The organism is Amycolatopsis silviterrae (assembly GCF_042684085.1).
Taxonomy (GTDB): Bacteria; Actinomycetota; Actinomycetes; order Mycobacteriales; family Pseudonocardiaceae; genus Amycolatopsis; species Amycolatopsis silviterrae.
In genome coordinates, this window is the sequence record NZ_JBHUKS010000010.1 from 112415 (window position 1) to 130655 (window position 18241).

Annotated in this window: 19 protein-coding genes; 10 read left to right on the forward strand and 9 right to left on the reverse strand. The window is 70.6% G+C overall.

The genetic code is table 11. The features are described from left to right. Positions 1–45: 45 nt before the first annotated feature. Complete coding sequence (locus ACFSVL_RS15215) at positions 46–822, reverse strand: GH25 family lysozyme (protein ID WP_378304689.1); 777 nt, start codon at positions 820–822, stop codon at positions 46–48. 296 nt (positions 823–1118) lie between these two features. Between ACFSVL_RS15215 and ACFSVL_RS15220 the strand changes: the two genes are divergently transcribed. Further along, positions 1119–2933, forward strand: a complete 1815-nt coding sequence (locus ACFSVL_RS15220; protein ID WP_378304565.1) for a hypothetical protein — start codon at positions 1119–1121, stop codon at positions 2931–2933. Positions 2934–3013: 80 nt separating this feature from the next. Here the strand turns inward: ACFSVL_RS15220 and ACFSVL_RS15225 are convergent, their stop codons facing one another. Next, complete coding sequence (locus tag ACFSVL_RS15225) at positions 3014–3859, reverse strand: oxidoreductase (protein ID WP_378304567.1); 846 nt, start codon at positions 3857–3859, stop codon at positions 3014–3016. 99 nt (positions 3860–3958) lie between these two features. Here ACFSVL_RS15225 and ACFSVL_RS15230 point away from each other — a divergent pair, with 99 nt between their 5' ends. Next, positions 3959–4855, forward strand: a complete 897-nt coding sequence (locus ACFSVL_RS15230) for a LysR family transcriptional regulator (RefSeq protein WP_378304569.1) — start codon at positions 3959–3961, stop codon at positions 4853–4855. A 52-nt stretch (positions 4856–4907) separates the two neighbouring features. Here ACFSVL_RS15230 and ACFSVL_RS15235 read toward each other — a convergent pair whose 3' ends face one another. Next, on the reverse strand, positions 4908–5795 hold the full coding sequence (locus ACFSVL_RS15235) for a glycoside hydrolase family 16 protein (RefSeq protein WP_378304570.1): 888 nt from the start codon (positions 5793–5795) through the stop codon (positions 4908–4910). A 216-nt stretch (positions 5796–6011) separates the two neighbouring features. Between ACFSVL_RS15235 and ACFSVL_RS15240 the strand changes: the two genes are divergently transcribed. From ACFSVL_RS15240 to ACFSVL_RS15260, 5 genes are read left to right on the forward strand one after another with little or no spacing between them, the layout of a single operon-like run. After that, positions 6012–6836, forward strand: coding sequence for a helix-turn-helix transcriptional regulator (locus tag ACFSVL_RS15240; protein ID WP_378304572.1), 825 nt, complete (start codon positions 6012–6014; stop codon positions 6834–6836). A gap of 40 nt (positions 6837–6876) precedes the next feature. After that, positions 6877–7731: an oxidoreductase gene (locus tag ACFSVL_RS15245; RefSeq protein WP_378304574.1), complete on the forward strand. Its 855-nt coding sequence runs from the start codon at positions 6877–6879 to the stop codon at positions 7729–7731. Further along, the gene (locus tag ACFSVL_RS15250) at positions 7728–8438 is read left to right on the forward strand and encodes an SDR family oxidoreductase (RefSeq protein WP_378304576.1); all 711 of its coding nucleotides are present in this window, start codon (positions 7728–7730) and stop codon (positions 8436–8438) included. The genes ACFSVL_RS15245 and ACFSVL_RS15250 overlap by 4 nt, the downstream gene beginning before the upstream one ends. Before the next feature lie 16 nt (positions 8439–8454). Then, entirely contained in the window at positions 8455–8793 is a 339-nt protein-coding gene (locus ACFSVL_RS15255) for a YciI family protein (protein WP_378304577.1), read from the forward strand. After that, the gene (locus tag ACFSVL_RS15260; RefSeq protein WP_378304579.1) at positions 8790–9989 is read left to right on the forward strand and encodes an RNA polymerase sigma factor; all 1200 of its coding nucleotides are present in this window, start codon (positions 8790–8792) and stop codon (positions 9987–9989) included. Before ACFSVL_RS15255 ends, ACFSVL_RS15260 begins: the two co-directional genes overlap by 4 nt. Here ACFSVL_RS15260 and ACFSVL_RS15265 read toward each other — a convergent pair. After that, the gene (locus tag ACFSVL_RS15265) at positions 9976–10569 is read right to left on the reverse strand and encodes a TetR/AcrR family transcriptional regulator (protein ID WP_378304581.1); all 594 of its coding nucleotides are present in this window, start codon (positions 10567–10569) and stop codon (positions 9976–9978) included. The genes ACFSVL_RS15260 and ACFSVL_RS15265 overlap by 14 nt on opposite strands. Positions 10570–10695: 126 nt before the next feature. Between ACFSVL_RS15265 and ACFSVL_RS15270 the strand changes: the two genes are divergently transcribed. Continuing rightward, positions 10696–12129 carry an amidase gene (locus ACFSVL_RS15270; RefSeq protein WP_378304583.1) on the forward strand — a complete coding sequence of 478 codons (1434 nt, stop codon included), beginning with the start codon at positions 10696–10698 and terminating at the stop codon, positions 12127–12129. A gap of 99 nt (positions 12130–12228) precedes the next feature. Continuing rightward, entirely contained in the window at positions 12229–13305 is a 1077-nt protein-coding gene (locus ACFSVL_RS15275; protein ID WP_378304585.1) for a GDSL-type esterase/lipase family protein, read from the forward strand. 469 nt (positions 13306–13774) lie between these two features. On the opposite strand, the gene ACFSVL_RS15280 is transcribed toward ACFSVL_RS15275, so the two are convergent. Genes ACFSVL_RS15280 through ACFSVL_RS15295 form a run of 4 tightly spaced genes read right to left on the reverse strand, consistent with a single transcriptional unit; the run spans position 13775 to position 15899 of the window. After that, positions 13775–14074: a hypothetical protein gene (locus ACFSVL_RS15280; RefSeq protein WP_378304587.1), complete on the reverse strand. Its 300-nt coding sequence runs from the start codon at positions 14072–14074 to the stop codon at positions 13775–13777. After that, positions 14061–14288 carry a hypothetical protein gene (locus ACFSVL_RS15285; protein WP_378304588.1) on the reverse strand — a complete coding sequence of 76 codons (228 nt, stop codon included), beginning with the start codon at positions 14286–14288 and terminating at the stop codon, positions 14061–14063. Before ACFSVL_RS15285 ends, ACFSVL_RS15280 begins: the two co-directional genes overlap by 14 nt. A gap of 19 nt (positions 14289–14307) precedes the next feature. Beyond that, a complete protein-coding gene (locus ACFSVL_RS15290; protein WP_009078207.1) occupies positions 14308–14760 on the reverse strand; it encodes an Lrp/AsnC family transcriptional regulator in 453 nt (150 codons plus the stop codon). Then, positions 14757–15899, reverse strand: a complete 1143-nt coding sequence (locus ACFSVL_RS15295; RefSeq protein ID WP_378304591.1) for a M24 family metallopeptidase — start codon at positions 15897–15899, stop codon at positions 14757–14759. Before ACFSVL_RS15295 ends, ACFSVL_RS15290 begins: the two co-directional genes overlap by 4 nt. Positions 15900–16035: 136 nt before the next feature. Here ACFSVL_RS15295 and ACFSVL_RS15300 point away from each other — a divergent pair, with 136 nt between their 5' ends. Beyond that, the gene (locus tag ACFSVL_RS15300; protein ID WP_378304593.1) at positions 16036–16980 is read left to right on the forward strand and encodes a 5'-3' exonuclease; all 945 of its coding nucleotides are present in this window, start codon (positions 16036–16038) and stop codon (positions 16978–16980) included. 30 nt (positions 16981–17010) lie between these two features. Here the strand turns inward: ACFSVL_RS15300 and ACFSVL_RS15305 are convergent, their stop codons facing one another. Next, positions 17011–18228: a GNAT family N-acetyltransferase gene (locus tag ACFSVL_RS15305; RefSeq protein WP_378304595.1), complete on the reverse strand. Its 1218-nt coding sequence runs from the start codon at positions 18226–18228 to the stop codon at positions 17011–17013. Positions 18229–18241 lie beyond the last annotated feature (13 nt).

The window sequence follows — 18241 nt, forward strand, 5'->3', positions numbered from 1 at the left end:
TGATCCAACTACGCCGGGGCCCGTCCGGTAAGGCTTTTCCGGCGATCACGCCGAAGAAGCGGCTCCCCTGGCGAGCGCCTGCACGCGGTTCATCGGCCCGTTGTAGTAGTTCTGGTCGCCGGGCAGGCTGCCGGTGCGCGCGAACTGCCAGATGCTCTGTTTGTCCCAGCCCGCCGGGAGTTCGCCGATCTGCGGGGCGTACCGGGCGAGCCACAGCGGGTTGGTGTCGCCGAAGCCGCCCGCGTTGCCGGTGCAGAGCTTCCACCACGACGTCGAGGTGTAGATGATCGCGCTGCGGCGCTGTTTCGCCAGGTACCGGTGGGTGAAGTCGGCGATCCAGGCGGTCATGTCGGCCTGGCTTTTGCCGTAGCAGGCGTCGCCGTACGGGTTGTACTCGATGTCCAGCGCGCCCGGCAGCGTCTTGCCGTCGCCGCGCCACGCGCCGCCGTTGGCGATGAAGTAGTCGGCTTGCTGCGCGCCGGTGGAGATGTCCGGCCGGGCGAAGTGGTACGCGCCGCGGATCAGGCCCGCGTCGTGCGCGCCGTTGTACTGCTGGCCGAACTGCGGGCTCACGAACCCGGTGCCCTCGGTCGCCTTGACGTAGGCGAACCGGGCGCCCGCGCCGGCCGCCCGGCCCCAGTCGACCGGGCCCTGGTGCCCGCTCACGTCGTGGCCGAGGGTCTGCCCGGCCGCCCGGTCGAGCCGCGGGCTCCCGCTTTGCACACCCTCGTGCCGCAGAATTTGTGAACCGGCAACATTCTCGCCGGCCTTCGAGTAGTCGGCGGCGGAAGCCGGTCCGGCGGTCGCGACGCCGCACGCCATCGCCAGGGCCGACACGGCGGCGGCGAAGCCGATCCGCCAGGGTTTGTCCGTAGCTGTCCGGGGCACCGGGACTCCGATCTTCACGGCGGCAGGTCCAGGGGCCATCGTGCGGCACAACGCGGCGCGAGGCTGGCTGCGTCACCCGGACGTGAACAAGTTTCCGATAGCCGGAATCGCGCCAGTGGTCCAGACAACCGTGACCGAGTTGTGACCGGCGGCGCCGAGCTGGGCGTTTAATTTGTTGTGGCCGACCACAAACTGGTGGGTAAATCCCCTACCGCCGGAGGTGTCCTCAAGTGAACCGGACCTATCGCCCGCCCGGGCGGCCGTCCCGATCCCGCGGACCGGCGCTGTTCGCGCTGGCCCTGCTCGCCGCGGCCGGGCTGGCCGTCCCCGCCGCCGCGGCCCCAGCGTCCGCGCGGGCGGGCTGCACCGGCCAGTCCGATCAGCCGGATTTCGGGCCGAACGTGCACATTTTCGACCCGGGAATGCCCTCCGCCACGATCCAGGCCCAGCTGGACAAGGACTTCGAGGCGCAGAAGGACACCCAGACCGCGCAGTTCGGCTCGGGCCGCGTCGCGCACCTGTTCAAGCCCGGCGCCTACTCGGTGCACGACAACGTCGGCTTCTACACCTCCGTCGCCGGCCTCGGCCAGAATCCGGGCGACGTCCAGATCAACGGCGACATCACCGTGGACGCCTTCAACGAGTCCGACCAGGGCTCCGCGCTGCAGAACTTCTGGCGGTCGGCGGAGAACATGGCCGTCACGCCGTCAAGCGGCAGCGACCGCTGGGCGGTGTCGCAGGCCGCGCCGTTCCGCCGGATGGACATCAAGGGCGGGCTGCAGCTGTTCCCGGCCAGCTACGGGTACGCGAGCGGCGGCTACGTCGCCGACACCCGGGTGTCCGGTCAGGCCGCTTCGGTTTCGCAGCAGCAGTGGTACACGCGGGATTCGGCGCTGGGCAGCTGGGACGGCGGCGTGTGGAACATGGTCTTCTCCGGGACCACGGGCGCGCCGGCCAACTCGTTCCCGAACCCGCCGGAAACGACACTCGACACCACCCCCGTGTCGCGCGACGTGCCCTACCTGTACGTGGACGGCGGCGGCAACTACCGCGTCTTCCTGCCCTCGCTGCGCACGAACGCGTCCGGACCGAGCTGGGCGAACGGCGGCACGCCCGGTGATTCCGTTCCGATGAGCCAATTCCGCGTCGTCAAGCCGGGAGACACCGCCGAGAGCATCAACAGCTCCCTCGACTCCGGCTGCAACCTGTTCTTCACCCCCGGCGCCTACCACCTCGACCAGACGCTGAACGTCACCCGCCCCGGCACGACCGTGCTAGGCATCGGCTACCCGACGCTGATCCCGGACAACGGAGTCGACGCCATGCATGTGTCCGATGTGGACGGTGTGCGGGTGAAGGGCCTGCTCTTCGACGCGGGCACGAAGAACTCGGAGTCCCTGCTGACCGTCGGCAACGCCGGGAAGCACACGAGCCACGCGGCGAACCCGACGTCGCTGCAGGACGTGTTCTTCCGCGTCGGCGGCGATCTGGCGGGCAAGGCCACCACCAGCCTGGTCGTGAACAGCGACGACACGATCGTCGACCACGTCTGGGCCTGGCGCGCCGACCACGGCAAGAGCGGGACCGTCGGCTGGACCACGAACACCGCGGATACCGGGGTGCAGGTCAACGGCGACAACGTGACCGCGACCGGGCTGTTCGTGGAGCATTACCAGAAGTTCCAGGTCGTGTGGAACGGCCAGAACGGGAAGACGGTCTTCTTCCAGAACGAGATGCCCTACGATGTCCCGGACCAGGCTTCGTGGAACTCCGCGCCGGGCACCGCCGGGTACGCCGCGTACAAGGTCGGCCCGGACGTGAAGTCGCACGAGGCGTGGGGCTTGGGCAGCTACTGCTTCTTCGACACCAATCCGGCGGTTTCGAGCTACCACGCGTTCGAGGTGCCGCAGAACGACGGGGTGAAGCTGCACAGCCTGCTGACGGTGTCGCTGAACCACCGGGGCACGATCACCCACGTCGTGAACGACACCGGCGACGTGACCCCGGACGGCACCAAACCGGTCAACGTCCCGAATTACCCGTAACCCTGTCGTCAGGTCCGTGAGGGGAACCCTGAGGGACTCTGATTCCCTCAGGGTTCCCCTCACGGACAACAACTCTGCGGTCACACGTCCAGCGCGGTGGCCCGGCTGACCGTCTCCCAGGAGTCGAGATCCTGGTTCAGCGCCTCGATTTTGCCCCGGATCGCGTCCACCGCGTCGCCGCCGAGCGCGAGCCGCAGCGGCGCGTCGGGCGCGTCCACCGCCCGGAGGATCGCCGCCGCCGCTTTCGCCGGGTCGCCGGGCTGGGTGCCGTCCATCCCCTCGATCGCGGCGCGAGTGGCCTCGGTCGATTCGGCATAGGCGTCGATCCGCTGAGAGCGGTGCATCGCCGTGCCGCCGAACGACGTGCGGAACGCGCCCGGCTCCACGATCAGCACCTTGACCCCGAGCGGCGCGACCTCCGCCGCGAGCGCCTCGGACAGTCCTTCCAGAGCGTATTTCGCCGCGCAGTAGGCCCCGAACGCGGGCGGCGCGAGCAGTCCGCCCATCGAACTCATCTGCACGATCGTGCCGCTCCCCTGTTCGCGCAGCAGCGGGACGACGGCCTTCGTCATCGCGACCGCGCCGAAGAACATCACCTCCAGCACCGCGCGCAAGTCGGGCAGCGTCAGTTCCTCGACCGCGCCGACGGACCCGTGCCCGGCGTTGTTGACCAGTACGTCGATCCGGCCGAACTCGTCCAGCGCGGTGCGCACGACGGCGTCGATCTGCTCCGGGTCGGTGACGTCCAGCGCGGCCGTGCGCACCCGTTCCCCGCCCGTCGCGGCGAGATCGGCGAGCGCCTCCGGTTTGCGGGCGGTCGCGAGGACCCGGTCCCCCGCGGCGAGCGCGGCCTGGGCGAGTTCGCGGCCGAAGCCGCTGGAGCACCCGGTGATCAGCCACACGCGGCCGGCGGTTTCCTCGGTCATTTGAGCAGTCCCTCCAGTGGTTTCTTCCGCCTCCGATCGTGGCGCGCCGATGCCGGGGACCGCCAACACCGGTTTCCTGGCGGGCTACAGTCTCAGCCTGTGCCCCCTGAGCTTCGCCAGCTGCGCTACTTCGCCGCCGTCGCCGAAACCACGAGCTTCACCCGCGCGGCAGCGGCTCTCCACATCGCGCAGCAGTCCTTGTCGCAGCAGATCACCGTCCTGGAGCGGCAACTAGGCGCGAAGCTCTTCGACCGCGACGCCCGCGGCACCCGGCTCACTCCGATCGGCGAACTGTTCCTGCCGGAAGCACGAGCAGTGCTGGCCCGAGCCGACGAGGCGGTAGCGACCGTCGCGCGCGCCGTCCGCGGCGAAATCGGCACCCTGCGGCTGGCTTTCCTTGCCAGCACCGCGAATTACTTGCTACCGCCAGTCGTGCGCGCGGTGCGGCAGCAGCTTCCGGAACTGACCGTCACCACCGCCGAAGTCTCGATCGCGGAACTCGCCGACGGCGTGCTCAGCAGCCGCTTCGACGCCGGTTTCACCCGCCCGCCGCTGGTCGACGGCCTGGAGACGCACACCCTGCTGACCGAGGAGGTCTGCGCGGTCCTGCCGTCGGGCCACCGCTTGGCTGACCGTCCTTCGCTGCGCCTGTCGGACCTCGCGACCGAGCCGTGGGTCCTGACGCCGCGCACGTCGTGGGATCCGTGGCACCGCAAGTACGATGCCGACTTCGCCGCCGCCGGGTTCACGCCGGACGTCGTGCAGCGCACCGCGACCGTGCAGGGACTGCTGGGTTTGGTCGCGGCCGGGGTCGGCGTGACACGGCTGGCGCGGTCCGCCCACAGCCTGCGGCGGACGGGAGTGGTGTTCGTGCCGCTGGAGGGCGAATCCGCGCGGACAGTGGTGGTGTGGCGCGCGGACGGACCGCGCCCGGCCGCCCTGCTGGACGTGGCGACCCGGCTGGCGGAGACGACAGACCTTTCCGGCGCGGGCTGAGAACGTCGTGAGTGTTTGTCCCGGTTAGAACCGGGACAAACACTCACGACCCCTACTTGCTGACCTTCACCGAAAACGCGTCCACGCTCATCCCCGCCCCCGGAGTAATGTCCGCCCCCGGGCTCGTGCACCCGCACACCTTGTTCGGATAAGACCCGCCGATAGCCACGTCGAAGATCGCGAAGAACCCATGGTCCACCGCCGCCTTCCACGTCGCGTCGGACACCTGGTTCTGCTTCACCACGAAGGTCTCCTTGCCGTCCAAGGAAAACCGCAGCGACTCGGCGGCCGCGTCCCGCCGGTCCACCACCACCGCATACGTGTGGAACCCGGTCTTGCAGCCGCCGCAGTCCTGCAGGTCGCTGCTGATCCCGTCCGGGTCGTGGCATTCCCCCGCCCACTGTCCACAGTGGAACGTGCTGGAGTGCTTGTCCAGCGCGTTCACGTTCTCCATGATGTCCAGTTCGCCGATGCTCGGCCAGTTCGTCGCGCCGACCGGACGGGCGTCCGCGCCCATCGCCCAGAACGCGGGCCAGTAGCCGAGGCCGTGCGCGGGGTCCGGCTGCTGGATCGTCGCGCTCATCTCCATCTGCCCGCCCTCGGGCGCGCCGAAGTCGGTGCGCTGGGTTTCGATCCGCCCTGACGTCCACGCGCCGTTCGCGTCGCGCAGCGGCTTGATGACCAGGTGCCCGGAGCCGTCGTGGTAGACGTTGTCCGTCGAGTCGGTCGCGGTTTCGATCTCGCCGGTGCCCCAGTTCGCGGCACCGCCGGGATAGCCGGTTCCCTTGTCGTAGAGCCAGTTCTGCGGGTCGAGACCGGTGCCGGCGGGGCCGTCGAAGGTGTCCTCGAACACCGTGGTCCAGGTTTCCGCGGCCTGCGCGGGCGCGGCGATCATCGACAGGGCGGCCACGGCGGCCAGGGCGAGCGGGAGTCGGCGCATGGTTCGCCTTCCGGTGGAGGGGGTGGTCCCAGCAGGGTCGGCCAGCGCCGTTGACCAGTCAAAACAGTCTGCCTGCCGGTTCCGCGGCGGCGGTGCGCGCGGGCAGAACGGGCCGGCAAAGGTTTGAACCACTGTGCGGCGGGGTACCGCGAGGGTGGGAGAACCACACCCCCTTTGCGTCCCCCACAGCCGCCGTCGCCGACCTAGCCTGGTCCCATGAGCGACAGCAACCTCCTCGGCGAATTCCTGCGGGCCCGGCGCGGCACCACCGCCCCGGCCGACGAGCTCGCCGACACCCGGCGGCGCGTCACCGGCCTGCGCCGGGAGGAGGTCGCGCAGCTGGCCGGGGTGAGCACCGACTACTACGTGCGGCTGGAGCAGGGCCGGGAGCGCACGCCGTCGGCGCAGGTCGTCGACGCGCTCGGCCGGGCGCTGCAGCTGGACGAAGAGGCGCTCGCGCACCTGCACTCGCTCGCCCGGCCGAAGCGGGCCCGGCGCCGTCCCGCGAAGGAACGGGTCAGTCCGCGGCTGGTGCAGCTGATGGACGCGTGGCCGCAGACGCCCGCGGTGGTGCTCGGCCGGTGCATGACCGTGCTCGCGTCGAATCTGCTCGGCGAAGCGCTGTTCGGCGGGCACGAGCACAGCGGCGACCTGCTGCGGCTGGCCTTCCTCGACCCGGACGCGCGGGAGTTCTATCCGGACTGGGAGCAGGTCGCGGTCAACACCGTCGGCGGGCTGCGGTCGGCGGCGGGCACCGATCTGGACGATCCGCTGCTGATCGAGGCGGTCGGCGAGCTGTCGCTCAAAAGCGCCGATTTCCGCCGGTTGTGGGCGCGCCACGATCTCCGGCAGAAAACGCACGAGACTAAACGGTTCCGGCACCCGCTCGTCGGCATGCTCACTTTGCACTACGAATCGATGACCGTGAACAGCGCGCCCGGCCAGCAACTCGTGGTGTACCAAGCGGATCCGGGCAGTCCGTCGGAGGCCGCGCTGGGACTGCTCGGCAGTCTCGCCGCCGGCGACCGTCCGCATCGCTGACGCTTTTTACGCAATTCCGAATTCCTTCAGGGGTAGATCCATGTCTGAAAACAACGCGCCGGTGTGGTTTATCACCGGCTGTTCCACCGGTCTCGGCCGCGCTCTCGCGACCGCAGTCCTCGAACGCGGCCTGCGCGCCGTGGTGACGGCCCGCGATCCCGGACGCGTCGCGGACCTCGTTGCCGCACACCCCGGCCGCGCGGTCGCCATCGCACTCGACGTGACCGACCAGCAGCAGATCACCAGTGCGGTCGCCGAGGCACACAACGTCTTCGGTCAGATCGACGTGCTCGTCAACAACGCCGGCTACGGCTATCTCGCCGCCGTCGAAGAAGGCGAAGACACCGAAATCCGCGCTTTGTTCGAGGCCAACGTTTTCGGCCTGATGGCGCTGACCCGCGCGGTCCTGCCGGGAATGCGGGCGCGGCGCAGCGGCCACGTCGTCTCGGTCTCGTCGCTCGGCGGGCTGGCCGCGTTCGGCGCGACGGGGTACTACCACGCCACCAAGTTCGCCGTCGAAGGCTTCACCGAGTCGCTGGCCGCCGAGGCCGGACCGCTCGGCATCGGCGTCACGATCGTGGAACCGGCCGCGTTCCGCACCAACTGGTCGGGCCCGTCCATGCGGGAGTCCGCGATCCGCATCGACGACTACGCCGGCACCGCGGGCGCGCGCCGCACCTCGACGCTCGCCACCTACGGCAAGCAGCCCGGCGACCCGGACCGCGCCGCCACCGCGGTCATCGACGCCGTCACCTCCGCCGAACCGCCGCTGCGCCTGCTGCTCGGCCAGGCCGCCTACGACATCGCCACCGCCCGGCTCGACACCCTCCGCACAACGTTCGACGACTGGCGCGACGTCACCCTGTCCGCCGACTTCCCGAAGGAATCCGCATGAGCAAGACCGCCCTGATCACCGGTGCCAGCAGCGGCATCGGCGCCGCCACCGCCCGCCGCCTCGCCGCCGGCGGCTGGCACGTGATCGCCGGAGCGCGCCGCGAGGACCGGCTGTCCGAACTCGCCGAAAGCGCGGAAGGCATCGAAGTCCACCGCCTCGACGTCACCGACCGCGCCGATGTCACGGACTTCGTCGACCGCGCGGTGCGCGACCACGGCGAGATCGACGCGTTCATCGCGAACGCGGGCGTGATGCCGCTGTCCCGTTTGGACGCCGGGCTGGTCGAGGAGTGGGACCGGATGATCGACGTCAACATCCGGGGCCTCCTGCACGGCATCTCCGCCGCGTTGCCGCACTTCACCCGCCAGCGCCGCGGCCACTTCGTGACCGTCGCGTCGGTCGGCGCGCACCAGGTCACGCCGACCGCGGCGGTGTATTGCGGCACGAAGTACGCGGCGTGGGCGATCACCGAGGGCCTGCGGCTGGAATGCGACCCGTCGATCCGCGTCACCACGGTCTCCCCCGGCGTCGTGACCTCCGAGCTGGCGGACACGATCAGCGACCCGGAAACCCAGGAGTTCATGCGGATCTACCGCAAGGACGCCATCGAACCGAAGGCCATCGGCGACGCCATCGCCTACGCTCTCGACCAGCCGGCCGACGTCGACGTCAGCGAGATGATCGTGCGCCCGGCCCGGCAGCGCTGAACGAAGGAGGGCGACCGTGCCGCAGTACCTGCTCGGGATCCACCAGCCCGACGGCGGGCCCCCGGAGCCCGAGGTGCTGGCGGACATCGCCGCGCGCCTCGAAGCGGTGACCGACGAGATGAAGGCCGCCGGCGCCTGGGTCTTCTCGGGCGGGCTGCGCCCGGCGGCCGCAGCAAAGGTGGTCCGGGTGTCCGGCGACGACGTCCTGTACACCGACGGGCCGTTCGCCGAGGGCAAGGAACACCTGGGCGGCTTCACCGTCGTCACCGCGCCGGATCCCGCCGCGGCGGCCGAGTGGGCGCGGCGGATCTCGGAGATCACCACGTTGCCGGTGGAAGTCCGGGAGTTCCAGTGATCTCGACGGCCGTGCTCGAGCGGGTCTTCCGCGCCGAGCACGGCCGCGCGGTCGCGGTGCTGGCCGGGGTCTTCGGCGACCTCGATCTCGCCGAGGAAGCGGTCCAGGAGGCCTGCGCGATCGCCACCGTGAAGTGGCGCGCCGGAGGACTCCCGCCGAGCCCGGCCGGCTGGCTCATCACCACCGCCCGCAACCGCGGGATCGACCGCCTCCGCCGCGAAGCGAACCGCGCCGACCGGCACGCGCAAGCCGCGCTCCTGCACGCGAACGAGCCGTTCGACGAAGGCGCGGTGCCCGACGACCGGCTCCGGCTGATCTTCACCTGCTGCCACCCCGCACTGAGCACCGCCGCCCGCGTCGCGCTCACGCTGCGGCTGCTGGGCGGGCTCACCACCGCCGAGATCGCGCACGCGTTCCTCGTGCCGGAACCGACGCTGGCGCAACGGCTAGTGCGCGCGAAAGCCAAAATCCGCGATGCCCGGATCCCCTACCGCGTACCCGAAAAGACCGACCTTCCGGAACGGCTCAACGCCGTCCTCGCCGTGCTGTACTTGATCTTCACCGAAGGCCACACCGCCAGCACCGGCCCGGATCTCACGCGCCCGGACCTGGCGGCGGAAGCGATCCGCCTGACCCGCGTCCTGGCCGCCCTGCTGCCGGACGAACCCGAAGCGCTGGGCTTGCTCGCCCTGGAACTGCTGACCGAGTCACGCCGCGCCGCCCGGCTCGACGCCGACGGAATCCCGGTGCTGCTGCCTGACCAGGACCGCGCCCGCTGGGACCAGACGCTGATCGCCGAGGGCCAGGACCTCGTCCGGCAATGCCTGCGGATCGACCGCCCAGGCCCGTACCAGCTCCAGGCCGCGATCAACGCCGTGCACAGCGACGGCACCGACTGGCCCCAGATCCTCGCCCTCTACGACCAGCTGCTCGCACTCGCCCCAACGCCGATCGTCGCCCTCAACCGCGCGGTCGCCGTCGCCGAGGTCGAGGGACCGGCTGTCGCACTGACCATTGTGGACAGTCTGAACCTCAACAACCGGCACCTGTTCCACGCCGTCCGCGCCGATCTGCTCGCCCGCCTAGGCCGGACCGCGGAAGCCGCCGAGTCCTACGACGAAGCACTCCGGCTGGTCGCCAACGAAGCCGAACGCCTTCTCCTGCAACGAAAACGCGCCGCCCTCAGCCCCGGCTGACCACACCCTCGACGATCTTCGTCAGATGCGCGCCGACGTTCTCGACGCCGCCGTTCTGCACCGCGATCTGCGCCCCCTCCATCGCGAACGTCAGCTCCGCCGCACCCAGCTCCGGATCGGCCAGGCCGAGACCCTCGCACATCGCGCGGAGCCGGCCGAACTGCCGGGTCTTGTGCTCGCTGATCAGCCGCCGCGCCGGATGGTCCGGATCGGGCAGTTCGGCGACCGAGTTCGTGAACGGGCAGCCCCGATGGGAGAACTCGGGCAGCCCGTCGACGATGAACCGCCCGACCGCGCGGATCTGCTCCGCGAAATCGCCCGGATGCGCCTGTTCGGCCGCGTCGAACGCCGCGGAGTAGTCGTGCACGACGATCCGCAGCCACTCGGCGATGAGCGCGTCCTTGGTGCCGAAGTGCCGGTAGATCGCCATCTTCGTGGTTCCGGCGCGGTCCGCGATCGCCTGGACCCCGACCCGGACCACGCCCTCGTTGAGGAACAGCTCCTCGGCCGCGTCGAGGATGCGCTCGCGGGGCGGCAGGGTCGCGACCCTCGTCGGCCGCCGGGCGGAGGTGCTGGTCATCGGTTCTTCCTCGCGCTTCGAGAGGGGGGCTGGCACTGCGCTGCTTCACCGGCTACGGTACACAACCGCCCCCCGTGATACCGCTCGGTATCATGCAAGACGGATAAGTCTCCCGAAAGGTGTGCAGTGAAAATCTCCGAGTACTCCAGCCACGACGCGGTCGGCCTGGCCGAGCTGGTGGCGCGCGGCGAGGTGACGCCGGCCGAGGTCGCCGACGCGGCCGCCCGAGCGGTCGAAGCCGTCAATCCGCAGCTCAACGCGGTAGTCGAGACCTGGCCGGCCGAGGACCACCCCGCCCCCGGTTCCGCCCCGCTGGCCGGCGTGCCGTTCCTGCTCAAGGACATCGGCGTCACGATGGCCGGCAAACGCAGCGAACTGGGCAGCCGCCTCGCCGCCGGTTCGGTCGCGCCCGAAGACTCGTTCCTGATGCGCCGGTTCCGCCGCGCCGGCCTGGTGACGATCGGCCGGACCGCGTCGCCGGAACTTGCCTACAGCACCACCACCGAACCGGAGTTCTACGGCCCGACCCGCAACCCGTGGTCGCCGGACCGCAGCGCAGGGGGCTCCAGCGGCGGCTCCGGTGCAGCAGTCGCCGCCGGCATCGTCCCGATCGCGCACGCCACCGACGCCGCGGGTTCCATCCGCGTTCCGGCCTCCTGCAACGGATTGTTCGGCCTGAAGCCGACCCGGGGCCGGGTTTCGCACGGCCCGGGCGCGGACGAGGTCTTCAGCGGTCTCGCCGTGCAGGGCAGCCTGAGCCGGACCGTGCGCGACAGCGCCGTGCTGCTGGACCTGATCGAAGGCCCCGAGCCCGGCGACCCGTACTTCGCCCCGCGCCCCGACCGCCCCTACGCCGCCGAGGCCAAGACGGACCCGGGCGAACTCCGGATCGCGGTCCTGCGACAGCCGTGGGGCGGCCGCCACCCGACCGAACCAGTCTCCGCGGCCGTCTCCGAAACCGCGCACCTGCTGGAGTCCCTAGGCCACAACGTCGACGAGGTCCAACTCGGCCTAGGCGTCTCGTGGGAGGAATTCGTCCTCGGCAACGCACGAATGTGGACCGCGAACCTCGCCCCGTGGATCGACAGCATCGCCGCCGCAACAGGCCGCCCCGTCGACCAGACCACCCTCGAACCGGTCGTACTGGCCAGCTACCGGTACGGCCACCAGGTCACCGCCGACGAGTTCGTCCGAGCCCTCGCGATGCGCAACACCGTGTCCCGCACCCTCGCGGCGCACTTCGAGCACTACGACCTGCTCCTCTCCCCGACTCTCCCGGAACCGCCCGTCCCGCTCGGCACCTACGGCGAAGGCGCAGACCACCTAGACGGCCACGGCTGGCTGAACCGCCTCCTGGACCGCTCCCCCTACACCGCCGCCGCGAACGTTTCAGGGGTTCCGTCCATGTCAGTCCCGCTGGCTACCGCCTCCGAGCTGCCGATCGGCATGCAGTTCACCGCCGCCTTCGCCCGCGAAGACCTGCTGTTCCGCCTGGCCGGACAGCTGGAACAAGCCGCACCGTGGACCCACCGCAAGCCGCCGACGTGGGCGGCCGAGTAACCCTTCCGTCCACAATGGACAGCCACTGAAGGTGACCCGCGTCCCAGCCACCCCAGACTCTGCCGTGCCCGCTCCGGTTCTCGCTAGACTTGGCAAGCGATGCGACGATTCCGGTGGTGGTGGGGGGCGCTGGTCCTGGCCTGCGTGGCTGTCCTCGTGGGCTTCTTCGTTTTCTTCGGCACCGAAAGCCGCCCCGGCCAGCCCTTCCCGCGCCAGGGCCCGCCCGGCCGGGGCCCGCTGACGGTGGTCGCGATCGGCGACAGCACCGTCTCCGGCGAGGGCGCCGGCGCCTACAGCCCCGACACCGACGGCAAGAACGGCGACTGGTGCCACCGCTCGTCGGCCGCGTTCGTGCAGAAGGTCCGCCTCCCGGGCATCACCGCCCGAGTCAACCTGGCTTGCTCCGGTGCCCCCGCCGCACAGGTAGCACTGGGCGACGCGAAACAATGGGGCGAACGCTCCCAAGCCGCCCAACTGGCCGACGTGGTCAAGAACCACCGCGTCGCTGCGGTGGTGATCGCGGTCGGCGCGAACGACGACCCGAAGTTCTCCGCACAGGTCAGCGAGTGCTTCAAAGCCTGGTTCTCCTCGGGCGGCCCGTCCTGCAACGTAGCCTTGAAGGAAACCTGGAAGTCCAAAGTGGACGCCATGATCCCGAAGGTGGCGAACGCAGTCGGCGACGTGAAAAAGGTACTGGCCGACGCCGGCTACGTCCCCGCCGACTACCAACTGGTCCTGCAGTCCTACGCGACCCCGGTCGGCCCGGACATCCCGCCGGACCTGCAAAGCCTGAACGGCTGCCCCTTCCGCACCGACGACCTGCAGTGGATTTCCACCGCAGGAATCAGCACCCTCTCCGCAGGCATCAAACAAGCAGCCACCCAGTCCGGCGCACGTTTCCTGGATTTGGCAAGAGCAGGCGAAAACCACGAAGCCTGCTCCGGCGGCCCCAACCCGGCCTCGGAATGGTTCACCCGCCTGACCCTGCACCTGAGCGACCTGACCCAGGTCGACCGCGCGACGCACGCCCTGCAGGAATCCTTCCACCCCAACGCCGCCGGCCATGCCGCGATCGCCGACTGCCTCACCGACTTCCTCACCACGCAACAAGGCAACGCCGCCTGCCTGGCCGGCCCAGACGGCAAACTCCACGCAGTCCCCGAACCCATCAGCTGACCCCGCGCTCCCGACGGTCCGTGAGGGGAACCCTCACAGCCCCAGATTCCCCCAGGGTTCCCCTCACGACCCTTCGGTGACCCCAGCCGGTCCGCGAGGGGCCCCTTCACGACCCCAGATTCCCTCAAGGAGTCCTTCACGGACCTCCGCCCCCGCCGGGATGCGCCCCAATGTGGCGTTCGGTGCATGTAACGCAACCAACGCCACATTGGGTGCGTCAGACGCACCCAATGCCACATTGGGGCGCTAGCCCCACCCCACCCAACCGCCACCGATGCACCCCAACCCGCCAAGGCGCCCACACCCCCCGCACCCCGATACGAAGCCAAAAACGCGGCGCGGGGGTGTTTGTCAAGGCATCTTTCCCGCCTTGACAAACACCCCCGCGCCGTAGTCACAATCGGGCTTCGGGGTGCCCCCACCTCAGACAAACCGCAATGTCGCCGCCAGGCGACGAGCCAGTAAACACTCAAAGATCCAAAGCAGCCCTCAACGCCACATCGATCTGCTCCTGAACCCCGGAATCCACCTCAGCCACCCGCTCCGCCAGCCAAGGCCGATACAACCGAGTCAAATTCAACGTAGAAACCCAATACCGAGCATCCACCGCGACCCCCAAAATGTCCTGAGGATCCCGCTCCAGCAGCTCAGTCCCCAGCAACCAGGGCCGCTCCGACTCGTTCACCCCGTCCGAGGACAGCAGCACCACAGTCCGCTGCCGAGCCGGATCCGTCGGCGGGTGGTAAGTCCAGACCTCACCCCTGCGCACGCATCTCCTTCTCCGCAGCCGCCCGCTCCGCCTCATCCGCCTCGGCCGACGGGGCAGCAGGAGCCCGCTGCGGGGTATACCCAGTCCGGACCGCCTCGCGCCGAGCCGCCTTGGACAGCCAGGACGAGACCGAAATTCCGTGCGCTTTCGCGGCCCGCTCGGCGTACTCGAGCGCGCCGCTGTCGAGCGAGAGTGTCACCTTACGTGTTGCCATACCTTTTACCGTACCACCGTCACAGCGTCGGCGACCTGCCCTCGAACGGCGTGGACAGCACGACGGTGGTCCGGGTGGACACTTTCGCCGCCTCGCGGATCCGCCGGAGCAGGTCCTCGAGGCCGAGCGGCGACGCGACCCGCACCAGCAGGATGTAGGACTCGTCGCCGGCCACCGAGTAGCAGGACTCGATCTCGGTGATGTGCTGGATCCGCTGCGGGTAGTCGTCGGGCGCGGCGGGGTCGTTCGGGGTGAGCGAGATCAGCGCGGTGAGCGGGAGGCCGATCTGCTCGCCGTCGAGCCGGGCGGTGTAGCCGAGGATGACGCCGCGCTGTTCGAGCCTGCGGACGCGCTGGTGCACCGCCGACACCGACAGCCCGACCCGTTCGGCGAGGTCGGTGAAGCTGCGCCTGCCGTCGGCCGCCAGCTCCTGCACGATCGCCTGGTCGAGCGGTTCCAGCGGGCCGCTCATGCGTCCAGCACGACCAGTTCGTGCGGCCGCGTGTTCACCGGCTCGACGCCCGACTCGGTGACGAGCACGATGTCCTCGATCCGGGCGCCCCAGCGGCCGGGCTGGTAGATGCCCGGCTCGACGCTGAAGGCCATGCCCGCTTCGAGCGGCAGCGCGTTGCCCGCGATGATGTAGGGCTCCTCGTGCACGTCGAGGCCGATGCCGTGGCCGGTGCGGTGGATGAAGTACTCGCCGAAACCGGCGGCGTCGATGACGTCGCGCGCGGCCTTGTCGATGCTCTCGGCAGTGGCGCCGGGGCGGACCGCGTCGACCGCGGCCTGCTGCGCGCGCTGCAGCACGGCGTAGGTCTCGGCGACGTCGGCGTCGCGGGGTTCGCCGATCGAGTAGGTGCGGGTGGAGTCGGAGTTGTAGCCCTCGGGCACCGGGCCGCCGATGTCGATCACGACGACGTCGCCGCGTTCGATGACGCGCTCGGACACGTCGTGGTGCGGGCTGGCTCCGTTGGGGCCGGAGCCGACGATGACGAAGTCGGCGTGCGTGTGGCCCTCTTCGACGATGGCGGCGGTGATGTCCGCGCCGACCTCGGCCTCGGTGCGGCCGGCGCGCAGCCACTCGCCCATCCGGGCGTGCACGCGGTCGATCGCCGCGCCGGCCTTGCGCAGGGCGTCGATCTCGGCGGCGTCCTTGCGCATCCGCAGCTCGCGCACGATCGGCCCGGCGAGCGTCTGCTCGGCGTCGCCGAACGCGGCGCGCAGGGACAGCACGTGCAGCGCCGGGGTGAAGTCGCTGACCGCGATCCGGCCGGGCTTGCCGAGCCGGTCGGCGACCAGCCGGTACGGGTCGTCGCCGTCGACCCAGGTGAGCACCTCGACGCCGAGGTCGTCGGTGGGCACGCCGGCGTAGCCGGGGGCCTCCAGCTTCGGCACCACGAGCGCGGGGGTGCCGTCGGCGGGCACGACGAGGGTGGTCAGCCGCTCGAACGATCCGCCCGCCTGGCCGAGCAGGTACCGCAGGTCGGACCCGGGTGCGACGAGCAGCGCGTCGGTGCCGGCGGCGGCGGCCGCTTTCGCGGCGCGGTCGAGACGGGCGCGGAGCGCGGCGGCGTCGGGAGCGGGCGTAGTGAGGGATCGGCTCGACATGACGCCGAGCCTAGTACTGGCCTCCCGGCGGAGCCCGCCCGTCCTCCCCAACCCGGCGCGCCGCCCCGCCCCGCCCACCCTGACACGGACGCGCGTCGGACACCCTGATGCGGGCCGGACGTGGCAGGCTGTGCGGGTGACCGGACCACTCGCTCTCCTCGATTCCGCGAGCCTCTACTTCCGCTCGTTCTACGCGCTGCCCGATTCCATGACCGCGCCCGACGGGACGCCGGTCAACGCCGTGCGCGGGTTCACCGACACGATCGCGCGCATCCTGACCGACCGCCGCCCGTCGCGGCTGGTCGCCTGTCTCGACGCGGACTGGCGGCCGAAGTTCCGCACCGATCTGCTGCCGAGCTACAAGGCGCACCGGGTCGCGGAGCCCGGGGACGGCGCGGCGGACGTCGAGGAGGTGCCCGACACGCTGACGCCGCAGGTGCCGATCATCCTGGACGTGCTGGAGGCGTTCGGGTTCGCCGTCGCGGAGGCCGCCGGGTACGAGGCGGACGACGTGATCGGCGCGCTCGCCACCCGGGAGAAGGACGCGCCGGTCGAGGTGATCACCGGCGATCGCGACCTGTTCCAGCTGGTGCGCGAGGAGCCGACGCCGACGTCGGTCGTCTACGTCGGCAAGGGCTGGGCGAAGGCGGAAGTGCTGGGACAGCGGGAAATCGCCGAAAAGTACGGGGTGCCCGCCGAGCACGCCGGGCCCGCGTACGCAGACATGGCCGCGTTGCGCGGCGACCCGTCGGACGGGCTGCCCGGTGTCGCCGGGATCGGCGAGAAGACCGCGGCGAAGCTGATCACCCAGTTCGGTTCGCTGGAGGAGCTCGTCGCCGCGGCCTCGGCCGGGGATGCGCGGGTGCCGTTGAAGACCCGGCTGCGGCTCTCCGACGCGGCGGATTACCTGGCGGTCGCGCCCACCGTGGTGCGGGTCGCGGTGGACGCGCCGGTCGAGCAGTCCGGGCCGGACGCCGTGCCTACCTCGCCCGCCGATCCGGACCGGGTCGCGGAACTGGCGGAGCGCTGGAACCTGGGCCGTTCGGTGGAGCGGCTGCTGGCGGCGCTGCCGAAAGCCTGACCGCCGAAGGCTGGTTCCAGCGCTGGAACCCTAGAAGTGCGTGCCGGTCCAGGGCTGGGTCCGGGTGCGGAACAGCGCATCCGTCCGGGCGAGGGTTTCCGCGTTGGCGCCGGTGATCCGGCCGGACAGCGCCAGCGGACCGGCCTCCCAGCCGCCGAGGTACAGCATCGCCAGGGTGTCGACGTCGAGCTGCAGGTCCGCGTCGGCGCCGGTGCACTCGACCCCGTCGCTGCCGACCCGGTACCGGCCGCGGTTGCCCGGCAGCATCCGATCCTGCACTTCCAGCACCACCGGTTCCGCAGCACCGTAAGTGCGCGCGGCGAGCGCGGCAGGGACGTCGATCAGCCGCAGCCACAGTTCGTCGTCCACGCCGATCGTCTGCGCGCGGCGCGGGTCGGCCAGCAGCAGGCCCACCGGGTCGTCGACCGGGCGGCCGCGGACGTTCACGACCTCCACCAGGTCGACCGAGAGCAGGAACCGCCACAGTCCGGCGAGCGCTTCGGGGTTCGCCGCGTGCAGGTCGTGGATTTCGAGGGCGGCGCCGCGTTCGGGGTCGAGGTAGGTGTTCTGCGGCACGACGTGGAACTTGGCGAAGCCGTCGTCGCCGTCCGGTCCGGTGTGGACGGCGACGCGGTGGTTGCCGCCGTCGGCGTAGAGATGCCAGTTGAACGCGATCGGCCACCACAGGTCCGGGCGGACGATCGCGCCGGGGCGGCCGGAGTCCATTCGCCGGTACAGCGCGGGAATCGTCTCGATCGCCTCGTCGGTGGACAGCAGCCGGACCCGGCCGGAGGCGGCGACGCCCTCGCGCAGCGGGGCCGGTTTCTTGACCTGCATGGTGGCCATGCGGGTCGCGACGCCGTAGCCGAAGCGGCCGTAGATCAGCGCTTCGCTGGCGTGCAAGGCGGCGACCGGGAAACCGCGTTTGGCGAAGTCGTGCAGTTGCGCGTCCATCATCGCGGTGAGCACGCCGCGGCGGGTCCAGTCCGCGCGGACGCCGACGCCGTCGACCGCCGCCATCTCCAGCGTCGCGCCGCCGGGGACGGTGAGCGTGGTGGGGAAAGAGCTGGCGATGCCGATCGGCTCGCCGTCGTGGAACGCGCCGGTCCGCCCCTCCGCCGTCCAGGACTCGCGGACCCGCTCCCAACGCTCGTCCGGCGGCGGGTTTCCGTGCAGGGACCGCACCAGCAGGTCGAAAGTCGGACGGCATTCTGCTTCGGTGATCGGGCGGACCGCGTAGTCGCTCATGACCCGATTGAAC